The 21,362-nt window shown below is 59.3% G+C and carries 24 protein-coding genes; 7 read left to right on the top strand and 17 right to left on the bottom strand.

Translation table 11 applies throughout. The features are described 5' to 3' along the window. Positions 1-80 precede the first annotated feature (80 nt). The 5 genes from FDY93_RS03105 to FDY93_RS03125 all read right to left on the bottom strand — a co-directional run bounded on the left by FDY93_RS03105 (position 81) and on the right by FDY93_RS03125 (position 4,437). The gene (locus FDY93_RS03105) at positions 81-515 is read right to left on the bottom strand and encodes a DUF4124 domain-containing protein (protein WP_138234284.1); all 435 of its coding nucleotides are present in this window, start codon (positions 513-515) and stop codon (positions 81-83) included. A 24-nt stretch (positions 516-539) separates the two neighbouring features. Beyond that, entirely contained in the window at positions 540-2,075 is a 1,536-nt protein-coding gene (locus tag FDY93_RS03110) for a S1C family serine protease (protein WP_138234285.1), read from the bottom strand. A 326-nt stretch (positions 2,076-2,401) separates the two neighbouring features. Next, positions 2,402-2,782, bottom strand: coding sequence for an RNA-binding S4 domain-containing protein (locus FDY93_RS03115; protein ID WP_138234286.1), 381 nt, complete (start codon positions 2,780-2,782; stop codon positions 2,402-2,404). Positions 2,783-2,998: 216 nt separating this feature from the next. After that, complete coding sequence (yrfG, locus tag FDY93_RS03120; protein ID WP_138234287.1) at positions 2,999-3,655, bottom strand: GMP/IMP nucleotidase; 657 nt, start codon at positions 3,653-3,655, stop codon at positions 2,999-3,001. An 83-nt stretch (positions 3,656-3,738) separates the two neighbouring features. After that, positions 3,739-4,437: a lysoplasmalogenase gene (locus tag FDY93_RS03125; RefSeq protein WP_240914027.1), complete on the bottom strand. Its 699-nt coding sequence runs from the start codon at positions 4,435-4,437 to the stop codon at positions 3,739-3,741. A gap of 147 nt (positions 4,438-4,584) precedes the next feature. Between FDY93_RS03125 and cysK the strand changes: the two genes are divergently transcribed. From cysK to FDY93_RS03150, 5 genes are all read left to right on the top strand, one after another. After that, positions 4,585-5,502, top strand: a complete 918-nt coding sequence (cysK, locus tag FDY93_RS03130; RefSeq protein ID WP_138234288.1) for a cysteine synthase A — start codon at positions 4,585-4,587, stop codon at positions 5,500-5,502. Positions 5,503-5,600: 98 nt separating this feature from the next. Next, the gene (cysQ, locus tag FDY93_RS03135; protein WP_138234289.1) at positions 5,601-6,437 is read left to right on the top strand and encodes a 3'(2'),5'-bisphosphate nucleotidase CysQ; all 837 of its coding nucleotides are present in this window, start codon (positions 5,601-5,603) and stop codon (positions 6,435-6,437) included. A 108-nt stretch (positions 6,438-6,545) separates the two neighbouring features. After that, the gene (locus FDY93_RS03140; protein WP_138234290.1) at positions 6,546-6,758 is read left to right on the top strand and encodes a hypothetical protein; all 213 of its coding nucleotides are present in this window, start codon (positions 6,546-6,548) and stop codon (positions 6,756-6,758) included. A gap of 130 nt (positions 6,759-6,888) precedes the next feature. After that, positions 6,889-7,164, top strand: a complete 276-nt coding sequence (locus tag FDY93_RS03145) for a type II toxin-antitoxin system HicB family antitoxin (protein WP_138234291.1) — start codon at positions 6,889-6,891, stop codon at positions 7,162-7,164. A gap of 70 nt (positions 7,165-7,234) precedes the next feature. Continuing rightward, the gene (locus FDY93_RS03150) at positions 7,235-7,825 is read left to right on the top strand and encodes an outer membrane beta-barrel protein (protein ID WP_138234292.1); all 591 of its coding nucleotides are present in this window, start codon (positions 7,235-7,237) and stop codon (positions 7,823-7,825) included. Positions 7,826-7,981: 156 nt separating this feature from the next. On the opposite strand, the gene FDY93_RS03155 is transcribed toward FDY93_RS03150, so the two are convergent. From FDY93_RS03155 to FDY93_RS03185, 7 genes are all read right to left on the bottom strand, one after another. Further along, positions 7,982-9,310 carry a DUF58 domain-containing protein gene (locus tag FDY93_RS03155; protein WP_138234293.1) on the bottom strand — a complete coding sequence of 443 codons (1,329 nt, stop codon included), beginning with the start codon at positions 9,308-9,310 and terminating at the stop codon, positions 7,982-7,984. Beyond that, positions 9,307-10,344, bottom strand: coding sequence for an AAA family ATPase (locus FDY93_RS03160; protein WP_138234294.1), 1,038 nt, complete (start codon positions 10,342-10,344; stop codon positions 9,307-9,309). Before FDY93_RS03160 ends, FDY93_RS03155 begins: the two co-directional genes overlap by 4 nt. Next, on the bottom strand, positions 10,341-11,672 hold the full coding sequence (locus tag FDY93_RS03165) for a DUF4350 domain-containing protein (RefSeq protein ID WP_138234295.1): 1,332 nt from the start codon (positions 11,670-11,672) through the stop codon (positions 10,341-10,343). The genes FDY93_RS03160 and FDY93_RS03165 overlap by 4 nt, the downstream gene beginning before the upstream one ends. Continuing rightward, positions 11,669-13,252 (bottom strand): DUF4129 domain-containing protein, encoded by a 1,584-nt coding sequence (locus FDY93_RS03170; RefSeq protein ID WP_138234296.1) that lies wholly within the window; start codon positions 13,250-13,252, stop codon positions 11,669-11,671. The genes FDY93_RS03165 and FDY93_RS03170 overlap by 4 nt, the downstream gene beginning before the upstream one ends. Beyond that, positions 13,249-14,259 (bottom strand): stage II sporulation protein M, encoded by a 1,011-nt coding sequence (locus FDY93_RS03175; RefSeq protein ID WP_138234297.1) that lies wholly within the window; start codon positions 14,257-14,259, stop codon positions 13,249-13,251. Before FDY93_RS03175 ends, FDY93_RS03170 begins: the two co-directional genes overlap by 4 nt. Then, positions 14,256-15,029, bottom strand: coding sequence for an RDD family protein (locus FDY93_RS03180; RefSeq protein WP_138234298.1), 774 nt, complete (start codon positions 15,027-15,029; stop codon positions 14,256-14,258). The genes FDY93_RS03175 and FDY93_RS03180 overlap by 4 nt, the downstream gene beginning before the upstream one ends. A 79-nt stretch (positions 15,030-15,108) precedes the next feature. Next, complete coding sequence (locus FDY93_RS03185; protein ID WP_138234299.1) at positions 15,109-15,858, bottom strand: hypothetical protein; 750 nt, start codon at positions 15,856-15,858, stop codon at positions 15,109-15,111. A 219-nt stretch (positions 15,859-16,077) separates the two neighbouring features. Between FDY93_RS03185 and FDY93_RS03190 the strand changes: the two genes are divergently transcribed. Next, positions 16,078-16,680 (top strand): DUF2939 domain-containing protein, encoded by a 603-nt coding sequence (locus FDY93_RS03190; protein ID WP_138234300.1) that lies wholly within the window; start codon positions 16,078-16,080, stop codon positions 16,678-16,680. A gap of 2 nt (positions 16,681-16,682) precedes the next feature. Continuing rightward, entirely contained in the window at positions 16,683-17,072 is a 390-nt protein-coding gene (locus FDY93_RS03195) for a DUF2237 family protein (RefSeq protein ID WP_246068438.1), read from the top strand. Between the two features lie 321 nt (positions 17,073-17,393). On the opposite strand, the gene FDY93_RS03200 is transcribed toward FDY93_RS03195, so the two are convergent. The 5 genes from FDY93_RS03200 to FDY93_RS03220 all read right to left on the bottom strand — a co-directional run bounded on the left by FDY93_RS03200 (position 17,394) and on the right by FDY93_RS03220 (position 21,323). Further along, the gene (locus FDY93_RS03200; protein ID WP_138234301.1) at positions 17,394-18,188 is read right to left on the bottom strand and encodes a helix-turn-helix transcriptional regulator; all 795 of its coding nucleotides are present in this window, start codon (positions 18,186-18,188) and stop codon (positions 17,394-17,396) included. 118 nt (positions 18,189-18,306) lie between these two features. Then, positions 18,307-19,104 (bottom strand): LuxR C-terminal-related transcriptional regulator, encoded by a 798-nt coding sequence (locus tag FDY93_RS03205; protein WP_138234302.1) that lies wholly within the window; start codon positions 19,102-19,104, stop codon positions 18,307-18,309. Between the two features lie 468 nt (positions 19,105-19,572). Continuing rightward, the gene (locus FDY93_RS03210) at positions 19,573-19,857 is read right to left on the bottom strand and encodes a hypothetical protein (RefSeq protein ID WP_138234303.1); all 285 of its coding nucleotides are present in this window, start codon (positions 19,855-19,857) and stop codon (positions 19,573-19,575) included. A gap of 331 nt (positions 19,858-20,188) precedes the next feature. Further along, on the bottom strand, positions 20,189-20,773 hold the full coding sequence (locus FDY93_RS03215; RefSeq protein ID WP_138234304.1) for a hypothetical protein: 585 nt from the start codon (positions 20,771-20,773) through the stop codon (positions 20,189-20,191). A gap of 181 nt (positions 20,774-20,954) precedes the next feature. Beyond that, positions 20,955-21,323 (bottom strand): hypothetical protein, encoded by a 369-nt coding sequence (locus FDY93_RS03220; RefSeq protein ID WP_138234305.1) that lies wholly within the window; start codon positions 21,321-21,323, stop codon positions 20,955-20,957. Between the last annotated feature and the right edge of the window lie 39 nt (positions 21,324-21,362).

A 21,362-nucleotide genomic window follows, 5' to 3' on the forward strand; every position in this document is an offset into this window, starting at 1 on the left:
CCAGCCGCCCGCCGGGGCCTGCCGCGCGCGAAAACGACGGTCTTCTATGATAGCGACGATTGCAGTGGCGGGTTGACCGCTCAGCCGCAATAGCGGCGGATCTCGGCTTCCAGCTTCTGGGCCTCCTGCTGCCGCTGGCGCTCGCTGATGGTGGACTCCTGGCCGTTTTCGTCGACGAAATACACCCGCCCCTGAAGTATCTGCAGTTGCCGGCGCGCGCGCTGGCAGGCGATCTGCTGCTGTTGCAGGCTGCGCGACTGTTGCGATTCCTTGCGCGCGGCGTACTCGCGCTCAATCTCCCGGGAGCGCGAAGTGTCCGGAAAATCCTGGCGTCGGGTAGGCTCGGCGCCGTTCACCGGTTTCAATTTTCCGTCCAGCGGCTCCGCCTTCGCTGCCGCCGGCGGTCGGTCGCCAAAGTGGACCTTGCCGTCCGCATCCACCCAGCGATAGAGCTGCTGTGCGTCGGCGTGGATGGCCAGCACACTGCAGGCGATCAACAACACTGCTCGTATCATTTCCCCTCCCTGGATAATGTCTGCTTACTGAACCTGGCCGAGCGCTTCTGCGGTCTCGCGTTCGGCGAGGGTTCCAAACAGCCCTTGCGAGTGGCGCTCGGGAATCTGGTAAGTCTGCAGGATCAGCGGCTGCTGCTCGCGCGACGCCGCGGTGTCCAGCACCATGCGATAGCCGGAGCTGTCTCTCAGTTCCACAAACTCCCCTTCGCTGGATTCCATCAACTGCGCGAACTGCAGGAAATCGCGGATCTGCTCGCCGTTGACGCTCTCAATGATCCAGTTTTTCCAGTCGTGATAACCCAGATTCACCGGCGCCGGCAGCACCTTCAGGGCCACTACCAGTTCCTGTTGCTCCGGGTTCGACCACTGGTTGCGGGCGTAGAGGTACTCGATCGGCGCTTTGGAGTGCCAGTTGTTGCCCCAGCGTTTGATCAGGTTCATGTTCAGCGGCACAAATACCACGCCGCCGTAGATGTAATAGCGCGGACGCTGGTCGAACTTCTCCCCCTGCACCAGCGAGCGCGAGGGCGGGGTGGCGGCGAGGGTGATTTTCGCGTTGTGAATCTTGCCGTCGCGGGAAAAGCGCACCGGCAACTCGTCGCCCACGTGGTGGTGATCCACGGCGTAGTGGTAGTTGGTGCGCTGATTTTCACGCCACTCTATGGTGCGGTCCGCGGCGATGTCGAAGCCGTCCACCTGCAGCAGTACATCTCCCGCCTTGAGCACCTGCGCCGCTGGCGCATCTTCAAACACCCGCACCACCAGCGCGCCTTCCTGATCTTTCGCCAGACCTGCCGCGGCCTTCATCGACGGGCTCTCGAGGCTCTGGGTCACAGCGCCGAGTTCGGGGAAACCCTGGTGCACGCCGTCTTCGGCATCTTCCAGCACATGTTCGACCACGCTCGGCGGCACGAAATAGCCGAGATTCTCGGCGCCGTTGCTGTTGTTGGTCTGCATGGCGACGCCGACGATCTTGCCGTTGGAGATCACCGGGCCGCCGCTGTTGCCGGGGTTGATGGCGGCGTCGATCTGGCCGGCCATGAGGTAGCTTTCAGCGTGGGCGTAGTACTGGTGCTCGACCCGCGAGAGTACGCCGCGGGTGATGGACAGGGACTTGCCGCCGATGGGATAGCCGTAGACGGTGACCTCTTCCTGCAGTTCGGGCAGTGTGCCGAAGGCGAGTGGGCGGGTGTCGTCGAAGAAGGTTTCGTCGTCGACGCTGAGCAGGGCGAGGTCGGCGTCGTGGGAGACGAATTTGACCCGCGCGCGGAATTTCTGCGCGTCGCCGTGACGCTGCACCTGGATGAAGCTGCCGTCGGCGATGACGTGGGCGTTGGTGAGGATCTGTTTGCCTTTGATGACGGCGCCGGAGCCTGACAGTTGCTGGGCGTTGAGCAGGGCCCAGGGGTTGAAGTAGTCGGGCGCGGCGGCGGTGGTGTAGATCTTGATGATCGAGCGCTTGAGCTGCTCGTGCTCGCGACTGTCGGCGTGGGCGAGCTGGGTGCAGCAGAGGATCAGTAGGCCCAGTTTTAACAAGCAGGGTTTCAGCAGGTGTTTCATTGCGGCTTCTTGGTTATTCGTTAGGTTTCGGGAGTTTAGCACTTCGGTTCGGGGTCTCGGTGCTCTGAATGCCCTTTGGCGGCGTCCGGGTGCTGGGTGGGGCTTTCAGGACCGGGCTAGGCGCCCCCCTTCAACCCATATATGGGCGCTGTGGCGCAAACATCCTGTTTGAGACGCTCCTGAAAAGCTCCACCCAGCACCCGGCCTTAGCTTCTTTATCTGGCACTTCGTAGCTGCTGGATCCCGGATCAAGTCCGGGATGACGGGGCTCAGGGTAACGTCATGCCGGGCTTGACCCGGCATCCAGTGGGATTGGTACGAATTAATTAGTCCTGGGATTCGCGAATGAACTTGTGGATCTGTCGGCGCTGCTTTTTGTTGGGACGGTCGCTCTGGATCATTGCGTTATTTGCTTTGCGGTCGGCCGCAAACTGTTCGCGCTTCGAAATACTTTCTTCCGTCTCCCGATACAGCGTTTGGGCAACGTCGGCACCGCGGCGCTGATCAGAAAGCGCAATGACCTCCACAACTTTCTCATCCCAACCCTGGCGAATGGTGAGAGTAATTCCCAGCGAAATTTCCTTGCTGGCTTTAATGCGCTGGCCATCCGCGTGAATTTTCCCGCCCTCAATCGCCTGCTTGGCGAGACTGCGAGTCTTGAAAAATCGCGCGGCCCAGAGCCACTTATCAATACGAACTTTATCCATCAACTAAATTTCAAAAAATAAAAATAGCTACGAATTTACAAAAACTACGAAGCCTGAATCGTTATGCGAAGGTCGGGTGCCGGGCAAGGGTTTTCAGGAGCGTCGCAAACAGGATGTTTGCGCCGCAGCGCCCAGGGATGGGTTCACAGCGGTCCTGAAAACCCTTGCCCGGTGCCCGGCCGCTACTGCAGGTACGACCGGAGCTCCAAAAAAACCTCAGAGAACCCCCAAAATCTCATCGAAGTCGTGAATCGCGGGGAATTCAGAAATCTCTCGAGCTGGGTGCTTGCTATCCGGCTGGCGGATACACAGCAGATGCGCAATCCCGTAATCCCGCGCCGCACCGAGCACATGCAGGTTGTCATCCACAAACAGTGTGCGCTCCGGATCGAACGGCTGGCGTTCCTGCAGGGAGTGCCAGAACAGTACACTTTCCTTCGCATGGCCCAGGTCATGGGAAGAAATAATCTCATCCAGCCACTGATCGATCCCGGTCACCTCAAGCTTGTGCGACAGCCCATCCGGGTGCGCATTGGTCACCAGCAGCGCGCGCTTGTTCATCTGCCGCAGGCTGCGCAGGAAATTGTCCGTGTGCGGGCGCAGTGCGATGCGGTCCTCAATTTCCCGGTACATCGCCGCAATATCCATCTTCAGCGCATCGGACCAGTAGCGCAGACAGTACCAATCCAGAGTACCGCGCAACGCATCGGTCATGCGGATCACCAGCTCTCGCGCCTCCGGCACTGAAATATCGTTCGCCTCCGCATAGCGCAGCGGCAGATGCTCCATCCAGAAATGATTGTCGTAGTGCAGATCCAGCAGCGTGCCGTCCATATCCAACAGCACCGTATCGATCCGGCTCCAATCCAGCATGACTACCTCGTCAAATAGCCCATGGGCCCGGGCTGTACAAAAAAACGTCGTTCATTATCCACCAAGCCCGCGACGTCGACAAATCAGGCCCGCCGCGCCGTCAAATCCGCGCGGATCAGCCCCACTACCAGCAGCGCCTGTGCAACGTAATAGGTCAGCATGATCCAGGTGCCCGCCAGCGGCACCGGGTTCACGAAACGGTTGATGGCGATCAGCGCATCGGAGGCCATAAACGTCAGCGCGCCGGCAAACAGCAGGGACGAGCCGCTGCGATGGGCGGCGGCACTTAGGGTCATCGCGCTAATCGCAAGTATGTACAGCCCCACCGGCAGCGCCAGCGCGCCCGCAGCGGGCAACACCTGGCGGCCCAGCAGCACAACCGCCACCAGCACCGCGAAAGCGCGCCCCGCCAGGCACAAGCTCAACGTGCCATTGCGGGCAAAGGTCACGGTATAGGTCAGTTGCGCCAATAGGAAAGCGCCGAGCCCGAAGATGAAATGGTTGGCGAAGGGAATGGCCAGCAGCACATCGCCGATAGCAGAGAAACCGAGTGCCAGCAGGGCCAGGGTGCGGGTGGTGCCAACCAGTCTTTGCGCCGCAAGCCAGAACAGGACGCCGATGGGCACGATCTTGAGCGCCGCCATCCACAGCGCCTCGGTGCCGGTGGCGTCCAGCAGCGTATACAGCGCCGCCGCCAGCAGGAACAGCAGGCTGGCCCCGACTGGAAGTGCGGATGGCGAGGTTCCACCGTGTTGGTCTGAGGTCATCGCTGCGTCGTTCATGACATCTCCTGATTTTTATCTTTCTGCCGGTTTTTATCTTTGTCGCGGGGGGAGTATTCTTGCGCGAGTATTCGCGAAAGCGGGCGGCGGAGCAAATGGGCCGCAACCCGCTGTCTCCATTTTTATCGTCTTTTCAGGGAGCGACAGATGAAAGCCCGCAATATCCTCGAAACCATCGGCAACACCCCGCATGTGCGCATTAACCGTCTGTTCCGCGACGATATCGAAGTGTGGATGAAGGTGGAGCGTTTTAATCCCGGCAGCAGCATCAAAGATCGCATCGCGCTCGGTATGATCGAGGATGCGGAAAAATCCGATGCACTGAAACCCGGCGGTGTGATCGTGGAGCCCACATCCGGCAATACCGGTATCGGCCTCGCCATGGTGGCGGCGGTCAAGGGCTACAAACTGATCCTGACCATGCCGGAGTCCATGTCGGTGGAGCGACGCAAACTGATGAAGGCAATGGGAGCGGAGTTGGTGCTCACTCCCAAGGAAAATGGCATGCCCGGTGCCATCGCCAAGGCGGAGGAGATACTGTCGCAGAACGCCAACAGCTGGATGCCGCAGCAGTTCAACAATCCGGCCAATGTGACCGCGCACCGCAACACCACCGCAAAAGAGATTTTGGCGGATTTCCCCGAGGGGCTGGATTACCTGATTACCGGTGTCGGCACCGGCGGGCATATCACCGGCTGTGGCGAGGTGCTGAAAGAGGCGATGAAGGGCCTCAAGGTGTTCGCGGTGGAGCCGGAGAAATCCCAGGTAATTGCGGGTAAAGAGAAAGGCATGCACCGGCTGCAGGGCATCGGTGCCGGGTTTGTGCCGGAGGTTCTGAACAAGGGTATTCTCGACGGTACGATAGCGGTGTCGGAAGAGGAGAGCTTCGAGATGGCGCGCCAGTGCGCGCTGCAAGAGGGCATTTTTGTGGGCATCTCGTCCGGGGCCTCTCTTGCCGCACTCAAGCAGAAGGAGCAGGAGCTCGCGCCGGGCAGCCGGGTGCTGGTGTTCAGCTACGATACCGGCGAGCGCTATCTGTCCATCGAAGATCTCTTTTCCGCCTGAACCCCCGGCCTCCCAAAGCTGCAGCGGGATGCCCCATCCGCCGCGCTCTGCGTATAATCCCCCGTTTTGTCGTCAAAGAAAGTCAAACCGGGGGAATCATGGAAAATGTAATTAGCAGGGAACTGCTGGATCGGGTCATCGCCATTTCGGTACAAGCCGGAGAGGCGATTCTCGAGGTGTACAACGCCAGCGGCGAGCTGGAGGTGGACACCAAGTCTGACGATTCCCCAGTTACCGCCGCGGATCTCGCGGCGCACAGAATCCTGCTGCCCGCGCTGGAGCAGCTGATCGAAGGCGTGCCGGTGCTGTCCGAAGAGGGCAAACTGCCCCCGTTTGAGGTGCGCAGCCAGTGGAACCGCTACTGGATTATCGACCCGCTGGATGGCACCAAGGAGTTCATCCGCCGCAACGGCGAGTTCACGGTGAATGTGGCGCTGATCGAGAACGGCGAGCCGGTGCTGGGGGTGGTGCATGTACCGGTACTCGATATCACATACGCCGGCGCCAGGTCCCTCGGCGCGATCAAGCGGGATGCCGGTGGTGAAAAGACCATCGGAGTGCGCGCGATGCAGCCGCGTCTCGACAGCAGCCAGCCAATTGAGGTGGTGGCGAGCCGCAGTCACGGCGCCGGTGCGGTGGACGAACTGCTCGCGCGCATCGAGGGCAGCCTCGGTGAGACCGGGCTTAAAAACATGGGTAGCTCACTGAAGCTGTGTCTGGTGGCGGAAGGCGCCGCGGATCTCTACCCGCGCCTGGCGCTCACCTGCGAGTGGGACACGGCGGCGGCGCAGGCAGTGGTGGAGGCGGCCGGCGGCATCGTGGTGGACGAGCAGTTTGCGCTGCTGCGCTACAACCAGAAGGACGCGCTGCTGAACCCCTTCTTCTATGTGATCGGCGATCCGTCCTACGACTGGAAGTCCCTGCTGCTCGGTTAAATGCGCCCGGCTGAAGGGGAAAGACTGGTCTAGTCTTACTGGTATATCCGGCTGCTGCGCGATATGTCGCGATGGCCGGATAACCGGGATCTGACCGGGAGGTGCCCATTGCCCAGCAGTCATAACATTTCCAGACACATCAATATCAGCGAGACGGAGATCCGCGCATTGCGCTTGCGCCTGCAGACTGAGATCACCTGGCTGTTACGGCAGGTGGAGGATCTGCAGGGCGCGGATGATGCTCCCGACCTGTCGCTGGTCCAGACCTACCGGGAAATGATCTTTTCCCGTCGTGCCCTGCTCGGGCGCATTCCCCGCTAAGTTTCTCCCGCCTGTCGGCAACCGGCGCCGGCGTCGTATAAATAGTTTTTCCGCGGAGAAATTTGCTCAGGTTTCGACAATTGGGTCTACGCTTGGTGGGATATAAATTTAACGTAAACGAGTAAGTCCCATGCGCTACCCGGTCGTGGTACACAACATCGAATTTGCCGGTTACGGTGCCATCGCACCGGATCTTCCCCACTGCCACTGCCACGGAGATACCCTCGAAGGCGCACTGCAGAAAATGGCGGAAACCATTGCCCAGCGTCTGGACGATCTGCAGGCGGCGGGTGATCCACCCCCGGTCCCCGGCGAACTCGACAAGTTGCGCAAAAACCCTGCGTTTGTGGGCGGTGTGTGGGCGATTATCGACATCGAGCGCAACGAATTACGACCGAACTCCTGAACGACGGAGCGACAAAACCAACAAGACGTATTTGAAAAATTTTCAAATGTTTTATCCAAGGACGGTGACAATGAAAGGTCTGGTATTCCTTCTGGCCCTGTTTACTTCCAGTGCCGCATTGGCCCAGTGGAACAATCCCTTCGACGGCTACTGCAACGGCGAGTATCGTGTAATCGGCACCCTCGGACTCGGCGTTGGTGAACTGCAGATCAATGATGATCGGGACTTCGCCGGCTACGCCAGTATCGGTGTCACGCCAACCGTCGGCGTGTGGCAGGTGGAGCTGCGCTACACCGGCTTTGACGATGGCCGGGTAAATGTGGACCAGTGGGGAATCGGGGCCAAGGTCGATTTCACCCTGACCTGCGATGTGCAGTGCTTCTACTGGATGGTGGGGTGGAACTACGGTGAGTTCGATGTGGACACCATCGAAAAGCACGGCGTCCTGTACGAGGTGAACAGCGATAGCAGTGACAACTACTGGAATGCCGGCGTCGGTTACCGCTACAACTGGACGCGCGACTTCGATACCTCCATCGAGTACAACTACAACAATGTGCGCAACCGGGTCCGTTATTTCGACGTCGACGAGAATTTCCAGCGCCGCTTCGACCTCGGCCACCTGCGCACGCTGACAATCAATTTTGCGTACCGGTTCTAATCAGAAAAGGGCCGGCTGATTCGAGCCGGCCTCTACTTAAGTCTCCCTCAAAAGCAGTAAACCGCCTTCATCCACAGGGATCGCCCCGGTTATCCAGCGGTTGCGGACCTGGGATTCACGTGAGCGCGGGCCTGTGCTGGCGGATGGGGCTCGGGTTTAGAGTTTACCGCTGCGTTTCAGCTGCCAGTAGGCTTCCACCAGGGACATATGCATTTCCGACGGCAGGGCATCCGCGAGGATGGTTTTGCGCGCGCGCAGCTGCTGGAGCAGGCGGCCGCGGCGGCGCACAAAATCCCGGCCCGCGCCGTTCAGCAGTGCACTGTCAAAATCCACTACCGGCTTTTCCAGCAGTTCGTCCAGCGCGCGCTCGCGCAGGCACGCCACCATGACCAGGTGGTGGCGGGAGAGCTGCGCCACTGCGGCGGTGAGGTCTTCGCTGTCCTCGTCGCGCACGTTGGTGAGCAGAATCACCAGCGCGCGCCGCTGCTGGCGCGCCAGCAGCTGTTCCGCGGCGGCGGTGTAATCACTGTGTGCGGTGCCCGAGTGCAGATCGTAGACGTGGTTCAACAGCAGGTTGATTGCGCCTTCGCCCTTCACCGGTGGCAGGCGGCCCTGATTGCCGGCAAAGCACTGCAGCCCCACCGCGTCGCCCTGGCGAATGGCCACATAAGCAGACAGCAGCAGGGCGTTGAGGGCGTGATCAAAATGGCTCAGATCGCCGTCGCGGGCGCGCATGCGGCGACCGCAGTCCAGCAGGAAGATGATTTCCTGGTCGCGCTCGTCCTGGTACTCGCGGCTGATCAGTTTCTGCATGCGCGCGCTGGCCCGCCAGTCCACCTGGCGCTGGCTGTCGCCGCGGCGGTATTCCCGCAGCTGGCGGAAGTCCAGGCCTTCGCCCCGCCGCTGCTGCTGGTGTACGCCGAGAAAACGCAGGGTCTGTTCGGTAGAGAGCGCCTGCAGCGAGGAGATGCCGAGAAAATTCGGGTACACCTTCACCTGTTGCGGCTCCCCTGCCAGTACCTTGCACTGCCACAGTTGCCACGGGGAGTGCACCAGCAGCTCCAGCCGGCCGAAGGCGGCGAGTCCGCGGCGCACCGGCATCGCGGTGTAGTGGGCGACGATCTCCTGCTGCGGTTGCAGCTGAATGGTGAGCGGCAGGTTGCGGGCGCGCAGCTCTTCCGGCAGTTGGTCGGTAACCAGCAGGTTGAGCGGGCGGGTGCCAGTGTTGATCAGGTTCAGTTCGATTCGCTGCTCTACCCCGAGCGCCAGATTGCCCGGCAGGTGCCGCCGGCCGTCGAGGCCGCGGCAGTGGCGGCCGGTGGCGAAATCCAACAGGCTCGCCAGCGTCAGCGCGCCGAACCCCAGCCACCAGGTATTGGCCAGCAGCGCCGCCGCCTGCGGCCACCAGATGCGCGCGGCGCTCACCGCGAGCGCGCTGGCGCAGGCAATCAGCAGCAGGCGAATCAGCAACGGAGAGGGCTTCACAGCCGCGGCGCCTCCACGGATGCGATGATCTGTGCCAGCACCGAGTCGGCGGTCTCGCCGTCGATCTCCATATCCGGCGATACCGCCACCCGGTGGCGCATGACGGGTATGGCCATGGTTTTGATGTCGTCTGGCAGTACGAAATCGCGCCCCTCCATCAGAGCGTTGGCGCGGGCGGCCTGGATCAGGCCGATGCTGGCGCGGGGGCCGGCGGCGCGGCGCAACTGGGAGGATTCGCGGGTGGCGCGCACCAGGCGCACGGCGTAACTGAGCACCTGCTGGTCCACTTGTACCTGCGGCACCAGTGCCTGCAGTTGCTGCAGCTCGCCGGCATTGAAGACCGCCTGGACTCCATCGCGCAGGGTGCGCTCGATGTGGCCACCGCTGGCCGCGGCCGCCAGCTGCTCCTCGGCCTGCTGGCTGGGAAAGTCGATCAAAACCTTGAGCAGGAAGCGATCAAGCTCAGCCTCCGGCAGTGGGTAGGTGCCCTCCTGCTCCACCGGGTTCTGGGTGGCGAGCACCATGAATGGCAGCGGGGTGGCATGGGTTTCTCCGTCGATGGTGACCTGTTGCTCCTGCATCACCTCCAGCAGCGCCGCCTGGGTTTTCGCCGGCGCGCGGTTGATCTCGTCCGCCAGCAGCAGGTTGGTGAACACCGGGCCGCGGCGCACCTCGAAGCGGCTCTCCGCCATGTGATAGATGGCGTGACCGGTGACATCCGCGGGCATCAGGTCGGGAGTGAACTGGATGCGGCGGAAGTCGCCGCCAAAGCCCCTGGCGAGGCTGCGCACCAGCAGTGTCTTGCCGAGCCCGGGCACGCCTTCCAGCAGAACGTGTCCGCCCGCGAGCAGCGCGATCAGCACCTGGTCCACCACCGCGGGCTGGCCGATGACCACCTGGTTGATGCGGCGGCGGAGTTGCTCCACCCGCTCGCTGGCCTGCCGCCAGTGTCCGTCGGTGTCAGGTCCGCTGCCGGTTCTGGCGCTGGGTTCGGAGTGCAGTTGTGGAGCCTGGTCCAGGGTGGATTCGCTCATAGGGCGGCCTCGATGATCTGAATGCTGCGCAGTCGCGCGGTAAAGTCGTCTTCGCTGCGGGGCGCTTCCCCCCACAGGGTGTGAAAAATATCGCTGGCGCTCAGCCCGGTACGCGCTGCCACCGTCTCGCTGAGTTGCCGGCACTGTTCCGCAGTCAGTGCGTTCTGGCGCTGGCCGCAGAGCTTTTGCAGCAGCGGCGCGCGCGCCTGTTCATACAGATTCTCGCCGCGGCTGTGGCGCCAATAGAAATGTCCGCAGGCGCGGATGTGTTCAAGCAGCGAGCGGCGGGCGCTTGCGGGGGGCGCAATCAGCGGACCGAAACGGCGGCTGCGATTGGCGATCCACGCGGCAATGGTGAGCAGTGCAGCAACGAGGAATTCCAGTGCGTAGCGCTTGATCAGGTTGCTGAGGGTGTCAAACCTGGGCCGGGTGACCATCACCAGATTGCGCTCGCCCACAAGGTGCGCGAGAAAGTAGGCGTGATCGAATTCGCCGATGCGATGGTTGTGCCATAGCTCTCCGTCGGTCATCAGTGTGAGACGGCCGCGGCCATATTCGTAGAACACCAGTGGCGCCTGCGTGGAAATGCGCTGGAACGGCACCCAGTGCAATGGGTTTCCGTTTACGTCCGTATCCGCGCCCTGGCCCATCATCTCGTGGGTGAATACCTTGTGCGGATTGAAGTAGAGCGCGTAGCTGGCGCCGCTGTCGCTGGTGAGATTGATCAGGCGGTCGGGGTCGACGTCCGGGTCGCGCGCGGGCGCGTCACCGGTGTCCGTCGTGTCTTCTTCAGCGCCTTCGCTGCCGGTTTCCGGCTCCGCCAGCTTGCGGTTGTGTTCGCGCATCAGTTCGCTGATGGTTTTGTCCTGCAATTTACTGGCGTCCTCGCCGAACATCTCCCGCACCTGCTGATTGAAATACAGGTCCAGATCGCCGGTGGCGACTTCGAGGCCGAGCATGTCCAGCAGCAGATCCTGTTCGTGCTCGCCGCCGCTACTGTGGGCCACCACAATGGCCTGGCCGCCGCGCTCGATCCAGTCCATAAGCTCCCACAGCCGGTCGCTGTTGTAGATCTGGCTGGAGCTGGCGAGAAACAGCGCGTCGCTCTCATCCAGAGCCGATACGACGGCGATGTTATCGGCGCGGCGGTGGGGTATGTCGATGCGTTCCAGGAACTGCTCTGCGGCCAGAAACGGATTGTGCTGCGCCTCGGCACCATAGCCGAGATCCACTTCTTCACTGAAGCGTTCGAAAAAAAACAGAAACAGGGCGCCGGCGGCAACAACCAGCAGCAGTGTCGTGGCGATGGCGATACGGCTCAGTTTCACCGGGCGGTCTCCTCAGTGCGGAATACCTGCTGCCACTGTGCGCACAGCGCTTCCAGCTGGGCGTTCGCCGGCGCCTTGTGGGCGTAGGCGAGGCGCTGCCAGGTAGCTGTGAGCAGGCCGAAAAACTGCACCAGTGCGGGGTGCAGGCGCGGGTCCTGTTGCGCTTCGTCGCGCACCAGGTGCGCGCACTCCGCTTCGGTGTGGTGATCCTGAAACGGGCAGTCGTAGCGGGAAATCAGATCCGACAGGCTGGCGCGGTACAGAAGTCCCAGCGCCTCGCGCTCGGCGCCGGCCCGCCAAAGACGCAGCACTTCTGCGGTGATATCGTCCGGCAGGCTTTCCCGTCGCAGGTCGAGGCCGAACAGGGTTTCGGGGCGCCGGGTCTCCACTACTTTTTTGCGCGGGTGCTGGCCGAGCAAAGCGCGCAATTGCTGGCGGTAATTCCACAACAGCCATACGCAGATACCGACCGCGAGAATCCACAGTATCAGCTCAATAATGCCGGCGATCAGCGGCCAGAAAGCACCGTCCCACTCTGCTTCACCATCGCTGCGGCTCTCAAGCCACTCGATAAAGGCGATAAACCAATCGGGAAAGCGGTACTTGCGGGCATCGAATTCCCGCATCCGCCAGCCAGTCTTTGTTTCCCGCAGATGGAAGTCGTCACCCGCCAGGGTGTCGTCGATCAACTGCTGGGCTTCGCCGGGATTGACCCTGTCGGCAAGCGCCGGTTGTGGCAGCGACAGCAGTGTGCACAGACCGATGGCGGCCGCGCACAGCAGCGCGCTGGTGGACGTGCTGCGTGCCGTGACGGGGCGGGTGTTGGCGGCCGCTTTCCGGCCGGATGTCAGGCGCGCGCGCAGTTTGCGAAAGTGAATTTCGAGATCCCAGGCTTCCAGATCAATACGGCGGCCAATGTAAAGCATGAACCCGGCACACACATAAAACGGCGCGACCATTGCCATCACCAGCAGCGACATGCCATTGGCGAGCCACTGCATCAGGTTTTCGTTGTTGATGAGCATCGGCCACCAGTCGATATCCAGTTGCTCCGGCAGCATCAGCAACACCAGTGCCGCAACACCTATACCGAAGATCATTTCCACATGCGCGCCGACGATGTGCAGCCAGCTGGCGGTGCCCGCGGTCTTGCGATGCAGGAGGGCAAGACGCGCATTGCGCACCCGGCCGGTGGCTTGTTCCAGCACCGTTACCGGCAGATCGAATGCGCGCGTAAACGAGAGACGGCGCCAGCTGAGCCAGGCGAACCAGTCGCGTCCATTGGCGCGGCGGAACTGCGACAAGGCTTCGCGCATATGGATCTGTTCGCCAAACAACTGCCGGCTTACCACCAGCAGCGGCAGGCGCTCGAACAGCGGTTTAAGCCACCAGATACAGAAAATCGCCAGATTGGGACTGTGAGGAAACAGCAGCGCCATCAACGCGAACAGCGGTGCCGCCGGGATCAGCCACAGCAGCGTCATCTGCAGCCAATGCCGCCGCGCGAGCACTATGCCCAGGTCCACGGACTGCCAGTTGGAGCGCAGCCGCGCGCGCACTTGCAGACGGTCGAGATTCATCGCCCGCCCTCCAACGCCGCTGGGTCATCCCGGCGCCCGGCGAAGCAGCAATAAGCGATTACCAGCAACCAGAAACATCCACCCACCGCGAGTTTTACCGCGATGCTCACTTCGGTGCTGGACGACCAGAAGGCCTCCAGAAATGCGGCGATGACCAGCATCAGGAAGGTGCCGTACATGATTTTCATGGCGTCGTGCCCGGCTTCGCGCAGGGCGTGGCGGCGGCTCAGATTACCGGGACTCACCAGTGCGTGGCCCAGGCGGAGCCCCGCCGCGCCGGCGAATACGATAGCGGTCAACTCGAAGGCGCCGTGGCCGATGACAAAGGGATAGAAGGTGCTGACAAATCCGACGCGGGTGATATGCCCGAAAATCGCGCCGAGAAACACACCGTTGAACAGCAGGAAAAAAATCGAGCCGAGTCCGAACAGAATGCCAGAGGCGAACATCTGGAAGGCGATACCGATATTGTTCTTGATGTAAAAGCCAAACATCATCAGATCGGAATCGGAGCCGCGCTCGCGGCCCAGCACGCGGTTGCCCGGGTCGTACATGGACTCAATCTGCACCACCTGCTCCGGCGACATCACGGCGTAAATCAGCGCATCATTCCAGTAGCTGCCGAGCCCCATCACCAGCGCAGGCGCGAGAAAAAGTGCACAGGCGAGCCACACAAACCGCGACTGCGCGCGCAGCGCGCGGGGAAAACCCGCAAACAGATAGTCCAGCCAGCGATTTCTGGAAACCGAACCCTGTTGGTAGATACGCTGGTGGCAGGCCATTACCAGCAGGTTGAGACGCGCCACCAGGTTGCCGGTGTACTGGCGCTCCTTGGCGACGGCGAGATGCTGGCACAGGCAGCGATAGGCCGCCGGTATATCGTCGAAAACCGGCGCCCCTTCGGGAGCGTCCGCCTTCCGTGCCACGCTCTTCTGGTAACCGGCGAGCCAGTTATCCAGCTGTTGCCACAGCGGTTCGTGGCGCTGTTCAAATTCCCGCTGTTTCATGGCGTGTCCGCCTTGTGTTTGCCGTCCCGCGCACCCAGCAGCCAGTGGCCAATGGCGAACAGCTGACGCAGCCCGGGTTCACCGCTTTTGCCGGTGACAGGTTGTATAAGATCGGCCAGCTCCTGCTGGCGCGCCTGGCTCAACACGCCGCTGCGTTCGGTGAGACTGACGATTGCCTGCTGGTCGGCAAGGCTGAGCCCGCGCGGCGGTGGTGCGGGCGCGACATCGGGCAGGGCCGTCGCATGCACCCCCTGTTCGCGATAGATAACAATCGTGCCCGCGGCGTAGTCGCCGAGGCGCTGGAAACAGCCACTCAGGGTCATACTGAGCATGCCGGCACAGTAGCCGAATGGCAGAAAATCGGCGAAGCGCAGCAGATTGCGCATGATCGAGGCGCCCCAACCCACCGGGGTCAGGTTGTCATTGACCACCGCGAGGCCAAACGCGCGTTTGCCCGGGGTCTGTCCGCCGCGGAAAATTTCAAACACAACCGGGTAGAACCACTCCAGCAGAAAGGATGCCAGCAGCCAGACGCCGACGCCGGTTTTGCCGGCAAACGTCAGCGCGATTCCCAGTGCGATCAGGATCAGGGTGCGGTAAAACAGGTCCACCGAGTAGGCCAGGATACGCGGCACCGGCCCGGCAACATGTGCCGTCAGGTCGATCCCTTCGGGGGTTTCGATTTCGTAGAGGGTGTCCAGGCCGGTGTCGTCGGCGACGTCCGCAGAGTGGCCCGGAGAGGATGCTGAAGGAGCGGAGAAGTTCTGCATTGGAAGCTGCTACAACGGAAACGAGGGCAAATACCGGCGAAGGGGCCCCGCACTCGGGGCCTCTCCGCCGTCGCGGAAATCAGATTTCCGGATTGGCCTCATGGCCGCCAAACATATTGCGATAGAGGATGCCGTAGGCAATGCTCAGGGTCGGAATGGCCCAGATCAGGCCGATAATCAGCGCCAGGAAGCCAGCGAAATACAGCAGCATCAGCACGATCATAAAACCGAAGACCCCGAACCAATGCTTGGTAACGGCCTTGCGCGATAGCTCCAGCGCCTGCCAGGGACCGAGGTTTTTGTCCACGATCAGCGGCAGGATCATGACATAACCGATCGCCAGGTAGATCCCGGGAATGATCAGCAGGAGAAAGCCCAGAGCCATCAGGATGTACATCAGTACCATGGCCACCGCCAAGGGCAGGATTTTGTCAAAGTGCGCAAACACCTCGGTGCCGGATACCTGCTCGTCGCGGGCGATCTTTACACCGATCATCATCATGCCTGCACCCAGCGGTGCACTGACGGCGACAATAATGATATTGGAAAGGATCGCGCCGAGGCCCGCGTTGGCCTCCGGGTCGGTAAAGGATTGGCCTGTGATGAGCGTGGCCACCACGGAAATGCCGATATAGGCCACTAAATACAGCAATACACCCAGCCACACTGTGCCTTTGTTGCCTTTGGTTTTGGCCCAGGCCTCACTCAGGGTATCGCCGATGGCAACCTGATAGTCCCCCGCCAAGGCTTTGGGGATGGAGCCCATACCCGCATTGCCACTGTCGTCGCCCGCCAGCTCAGCCTGGGGTGCGTTGTAGATATCACTCATGGTCGAAATTCCTTGATCGAACTTTCTTGTCTTTATTGTGCCGGCAGTACTCCGCCAACCGGTTTTCCGCAGGGGGCCGGTTCCGGCAACAGGGCCTGCAACCATATCACAGCTCTTATGCGCTTTGGCGTGGTATTCCTGCTGATGTAAGCGTCTGTAATCCACCTCCCGCCGAGGGTACTATTGGCACCATTACGCGAGCGACGCAGGGGATGAGCAATGGGCAGATGGGGGGTGCGCGCCGGACTGGTCGTTGTGCTGCTGGGACTGGTGTATGCGGCACTGCCGTGGTACTCCGCCCACAAACTAGTGGAGGCGGCACAGCACCGGGACCTTGCGACCATGGAACGCTATGTGGATTTTCCACAACTGCGGCGCAATATCCGCAATCGCCTGTTGGAGGATGTGCGGACCGCTATGGAGCGCGATCTGTCGCCGGAACTGGGAGGTTTCTTTTCCGCCGGTGCGGAGCTGTTACTCGGTCCCCTGGTCGACAGCCTGATCAGCCCGCGCGGCATTTCCGAACTGATCCAGGGTCAGAAAGACTGGAAAGAGTTCGAGCGTGAACTCGAGGCTGTATTCGGCGGCGCCCGTCCGCCTGCCGCCGCTCCCGCCCCGCAACCGGAAGAGCAGGTGCAGGACGACGAGCACCGGCACCACTGGCAGTTGCGGCAGTGGCGTTTCCGCGGCCTGAACCGGGTGGAGGTGATCTGTAGTAATCGCGAAGACAATTCCGAGGTAAAACTGTTCATGCAGCGCAGCGGCTTGCGCTGGCGGCTGGTGGACATGCGACTGATAAACGACGAATCGAAGGGGGCGTGAACGTGGCAATCACACTGGAAATGCACGAGTCGAAAAATGTGTTCGGCGACTCACTGATTCCCTGCAGCAGCGATCCACTGACGGGTTTTTTCCGCGACAGCTGCTGCAATACCAGCGATCAGGATTTCGGCTCCCACACCGTGTGTGTGGAAGTGACCGAGAACTTTCTGAAGTTTTCCCGCGAGCGCGGCAACGATCTCAGCACGCCGGTGGAGGAGTTTGGCTTTCCCGGACTGAATCCCGGTGACCGCTGGTGTTTATGTGCGGCGCGCTGGCTGGAAGCGCAGAAGGCGGACATGGCGCCCCGGGTGTATCTGCAACGCACCCATCTGCGCGCGCTGGAAATTGTTCCTCTGGAGCTGCTGCGCCGGTATGCGGCGGATCTGAATTGAACGTCGGCTAAAGCGGTTGATGAAAACGCTCTGCGGCAGACCATCCTGGCCTGCCCAGAGCCAGCCTTGCGGCTGCAACCAACTCACAGGATGAGAATTTGTTGGTGAGCGCGGTATCCATTCCCACCGGGGCCCCTGAACGCAGGGGCCGGCGTGCTCAGGAGTCAGCTTGCGCTTAATGCGTATTGCCGGCAATAGCCCCTTGGAGTCAAATCCCATCCATGGGCGCAACAATTTGCGACCGTACTGGCGTTCGAATTCAGGAAAACTACCGCGAAACTAATGCATGACCAACGCTTGCACAGCGTTGCGTACGACCCGCTAGACCAGACCTTCCGCCAGCACTTTCGATACCAGTTGCCCGGTGGTCTTGCAGCCGGCCTTCTTGAGAATATTTTTCCGGTGGTTTTTCACCGTGTGTTGTGAAATTCCAAGAATCTCCGCCATTTCCACACTGGTTTTTCCCTCCGCCAGCATCCGCACTATCTGTATTTCCCGTCCGCTGAACAGGGACGGCGCGCCGACCACTTGGTTGTTTTCATCGAACACGTCGATATTGAGAAAACTCTCGCCACCGAACAGATGCAGTAATGACAACTTGTAGTTGTTGCGGTTGGTGATATGGGAAATATCCGTGTGGATGCTCAGCACCTTGGCGACCCGGTTGGCTTCATCCGTAGCCAGGACCAGAGCCTGGTGATTGAACATGCGATAACTGCCATCGCGGGTGCGCAGGCGCCCACAGTAGGAAATCTTGTAATTCCGGACCTGCTCCCTGCCAATCTGGTTGTTCAGTATCCTGAGCGCGGTTTCTTCGGCGCGCGCGGCAAAGGGCAGGTCTTCCGGGTGACCCCGCTCAATAATGGATTGAATGGTGGTGGCAGTTGGGTCGAGCCCGAGAATCCGTTCCACGGAATTACTGACCAGCATCGGCTTCCGGATATTGAGAAAGTCCAGCACATAGTAGTAGGCGGCACCGGTACTGAAGGTGTTAGCAATAAATTCATCGATTTCCTTGTGCGGCAGAGAAATGTCCTGCCGTGCAAAAAAATCCGGCACGTTGCGCCAGGCGCGATGAATCAGGTTTTTTTCCGGTTGCAGATCTTCAGGTTCCATCGAGATGGTCCTTGTAATTATGTGGTGTCCCCTGTTTGCTCGGCTATTTCACCCCGCGCCGGTGAAACTGACGGCAACAGCAGCAGGCTTCTATAACAGAATACGGCGTTTGCAGGGATCAGATAAGCCCCTCGACAATACAGCTGCCAAACAGCTGACCCATGTTCTGACACCCGGCCTTTTTCAGAATGCGCTTGCGGTGGTTCTTGATGGTAAATTCTGAAAGCGCCAGCTCGCGGGCTATCTCCGGACTGGTAAAACCGCGTGATATCAGGCGAATAACAGAAATTTCCCGCTGGCTGAACACCGGCTGGCTTGGCTGCAGGGTATCGGGCTCGCCATCCACTTCTATATTGAGGTACGAGGGTTCACCGTTCATACCGATCATGGAGAGGCGGTAATTGTTTTCCGCACACAGGTGGGAAATGTCCGTGTGTACATTCAGAGATTTGCCAATCCTGCCTTCATCATCCGTGGTCAGAACAATGGACTGATGATTGAACAGGCGATAGCTGCCATCGCGCACCCTGAAGCGGAAGCAGTAGGAAAACTTGTAGTCGGTTATCTTTTCCAGGCCGATCTGTTCCCGCACCAGGCGCAATGCCGTGGCCTCAGCGCTGGCCACAAACGCCATGTCGTCGGGATGGATCTGTTCGAGAATGTCCTGAAAGGTGAGGCGATTGAGGCGGAGGTCGTGGTGTTGCTCGAGCTGCGGGCTGATATACAGAAAGCTCAGATCGAACAGATCAAACACATAGTGATAACAGGGCCCATTGCTGAAGATGCGCCCCATGAGTTCGTCAATCCGGAATCCGGAAAGCGCTGTCCTGTTCTGTGCCAGCATTTCATGGCGGCTTTCCCACACGCCCGTGAGCAGCTCGGTTCTGGGCTTGCCGGTTTGCGTCTCGTCGGCCACAGGTACTGTCCAGGATAATTGTTGTTATTGCATCAGCAGTCGGGCCCGTCTTTGGGGATGCGGCCCCTGAGTCATCGGGTTATTGCGACACGCGTCACATTTGTGGGACTTTTGTACCAGAAGCGTCTGTGACAATGCAATTACCCCCCGTGTTATTTGCGTACTTCGCGCGACTTTCAGGTGACCGCAATGACGGTCGGGCAGTAAAGGCAGAAAAGTTCGGTGGTGCCGGGAGGTGAGCGCAGCCCGAACCCATGGAGTTGGATCTGGCCGCGATGACTGTTCAATTGGCCCGGGGGGGCGAGCTTGAAGACCGGGATGCTGGGGTCAACTACCCGGAAAAATACTTCAATCTATATTGCTATAGGGCTGACACAGAAGTTTGAATACCCTCATACAGAGTTCTGAACTCCGTTATGCTGGGCAAGACTGATCCCTTACGAATGAATCGCTTTGCCCCCAATTTCTTCAAGCTTCAGGATGATCCGTTGCTTCCAATGCAACTACACTCAATTTTTTAACATAATCATCCATGCCATTACTTTTAGCTCTTTGAATAAGTTTGTCTAAAATTACTTGGTCCTCCAAGGCGCTCGAACTATTTAGTAGCATCATCGGGATGTTATGAAAAACGTCAGCAAATTTATTTGCAGCATTCAGGCTAGTAGCCGACCTTATCTCGATAAAAGCGAGTTGCACCATATAATGCAGCGCTTTGTTAATTTTCCTATTCCCCTTTGTGTCTTCAGTCAATATAGTAGCTTACCTACCTGTAAGGCCCTAGTGGGTGATCACCTATGTTATCAGGCAGCTCTGGCAACTCTATAACAGGAATTTTAGTGGGAGTTTACCTGCGACTGATATGGAAGCTTTCTACAATCGCCAACGTCGCTACTCGCGGCTTGGTAATCTGGTCCCGGCGGAACTCGCAAAAAATATTGGGAAACAGTCGGATCTGCTTAAATTGGGGCTGTCCGATATCGCCAGGGCATCCCAAAGTTTTTCAGGAAAATCACTGGCTAGAAGAATTTTTCGCCATCTAGGCAATTGAGGTTTTCATTACCGTGGATTGTCAACACGCATACTAATGCTCGGTCGTTGCGCCCCCGCTTATATCTGCGAGATCTGGGTGGAAGATGACGCCGGTTAAACCTGCTCTCTCCACCGCCAGCCTCAGTTCATCGGTGCAGAAAACATCGTAGTAAGCACTAATAGTTGATCGGAAAATCATAGTGCCTACGGGCAGCTTATTTTCGATGAAGCCAATACTTTGGGCTTCATCGAATTCATTAAGTACTGTTAAGCGGTCGTCCCGCGCTCCGAAATTCTCGGCAATTGTGAGGGGGTTGAACAGATAGCCCGATCCGCCGGCGTAAGTTACTGGTAAGAACTCCCCATCCTGGCGAAGTTCGTCACCAAGCGTTTGGAATGCTTTGACACTGAAGAACATCCGGCCGTCATAAACTGACAAGTCAGGAATCTCTTCGTAGATAGTCTCTTCTTCGGGTCCGAAGTCTAAACGTAGAGGCTCTTTCCAAACTTCTGAATACTTTACGGGCGAACGCTTGATATGAATCGGGTAGGCCCTTCCCAGTTTCTCCAGCACTTCAAGGTGAGGAATGTCAAAAATAAGATAGCGGTCATCTCGGACTATTCTGTGAATTGTCATTGAGCGCGTTATGCCTTTTGCATTATGTAAGATGGCAGGGTGCCGGATTGCAAGCGGTGTTCGACAAACCTGAGGGTTTCAACTAGCTTTTGATCCGTGTCGATGGTGTCGAGATTGATTAATCTTTTGAACCACGAATAGTATTGTCTTCGGTGTATCTGGCTGTGTGGTACGGCTTTCCTTAACCAATCGGGCATAAATGACAGTGCTTTCGTGTTCTTGGGCAGCCAGCATCCATTAATTGAGTCATCAATCTTGCGGCATCTCTGTGTGCCCCAGATATGATTGCATGAGCGTCACACAACTCGTGCGGTCGCGGATCTCCATCTACTGTCATGTGCTTTCCGAGACGCAGGGAAACGTGCTTTTCTTCGAGCAACTCCCTGTCTGACATGTTTATTCCTTCAGCCCTGTAAATATCGAGTATGCTCTCTACCTGGGCAACGGTGCCCACTCGATTGAGATCTGCTTCTGTAGGGTTTTCGATGGATGCGAAATTATCAATAGCTCTATCAACTCGATGCATTTCATGAAACTTCTGTTTCGGCATAGCAATATCCTTTTGCTTCTGATGATAGAAGTTTGCAAC

The sequence above is a fragment of the Microbulbifer harenosus genome (assembly GCF_005771435.1).
Lineage (GTDB): Bacteria > Pseudomonadota > Gammaproteobacteria > Pseudomonadales > Cellvibrionaceae > Microbulbifer > Microbulbifer harenosus.

Bases quoted from the DNA above. Each gene is read 5' to 3' on its own strand.
- FDY93_RS03105 (WP_138234284.1), bottom strand. From the start codon at position 515: ATGATACGAGCAGTGTTGTTGATCGCCTGCAGTGTGCTGGCCATCCAC.
- FDY93_RS03110 (WP_138234285.1), bottom strand. From the start codon at position 2,075: ATGAAACACCTGCTGAAACCCTGCTTGTTAAAACTGGGCCTACTGATC.
- FDY93_RS03115 (WP_138234286.1), bottom strand. From the start codon at position 2,782: ATGGATAAAGTTCGTATTGATAAGTGGCTCTGGGCCGCGCGATTTTTC.
- yrfG (WP_138234287.1), bottom strand. From the start codon at position 3,655: ATGCTGGATTGGAGCCGGATCGATACGGTGCTGTTGGATATGGACGGC.
- FDY93_RS03125 (WP_240914027.1), bottom strand. From the start codon at position 4,437: ATGAACGACGCAGCGATGACCTCAGACCAACACGGTGGAACCTCGCCA.
- cysK (WP_138234288.1), top strand. From the start codon at position 4,585: ATGAAAGCCCGCAATATCCTCGAAACCATCGGCAACACCCCGCATGTG.
- cysQ (WP_138234289.1), top strand. From the start codon at position 5,601: ATGGAAAATGTAATTAGCAGGGAACTGCTGGATCGGGTCATCGCCATT.
- FDY93_RS03145 (WP_138234291.1), top strand. From the start codon at position 6,889: ATGCGCTACCCGGTCGTGGTACACAACATCGAATTTGCCGGTTACGGT.
- FDY93_RS03150 (WP_138234292.1), top strand. From the start codon at position 7,235: ATGAAAGGTCTGGTATTCCTTCTGGCCCTGTTTACTTCCAGTGCCGCA.
- FDY93_RS03160 (WP_138234294.1), bottom strand. From the start codon at position 10,344: ATGAGCGAATCCACCCTGGACCAGGCTCCACAACTGCACTCCGAACCC.
- FDY93_RS03170 (WP_138234296.1), bottom strand. From the start codon at position 13,252: ATGAATCTCGACCGTCTGCAAGTGCGCGCGCGGCTGCGCTCCAACTGG.
- FDY93_RS03175 (WP_138234297.1), bottom strand. From the start codon at position 14,259: ATGAAACAGCGGGAATTTGAACAGCGCCACGAACCGCTGTGGCAACAG.
- FDY93_RS03180 (WP_138234298.1), bottom strand. From the start codon at position 15,029: ATGCAGAACTTCTCCGCTCCTTCAGCATCCTCTCCGGGCCACTCTGCG.
- FDY93_RS03185 (WP_138234299.1), bottom strand. From the start codon at position 15,858: ATGAGTGATATCTACAACGCACCCCAGGCTGAGCTGGCGGGCGACGAC.
- FDY93_RS03190 (WP_138234300.1), top strand. From the start codon at position 16,078: ATGGGCAGATGGGGGGTGCGCGCCGGACTGGTCGTTGTGCTGCTGGGA.
- FDY93_RS03200 (WP_138234301.1), bottom strand. From the start codon at position 18,188: ATGGAACCTGAAGATCTGCAACCGGAAAAAAACCTGATTCATCGCGCC.
- FDY93_RS03215 (WP_138234304.1), bottom strand. From the start codon at position 20,773: ATGACAATTCACAGAATAGTCCGAGATGACCGCTATCTTATTTTTGAC.
- FDY93_RS03220 (WP_138234305.1), bottom strand. From the start codon at position 21,323: ATGCCGAAACAGAAGTTTCATGAAATGCATCGAGTTGATAGAGCTATT.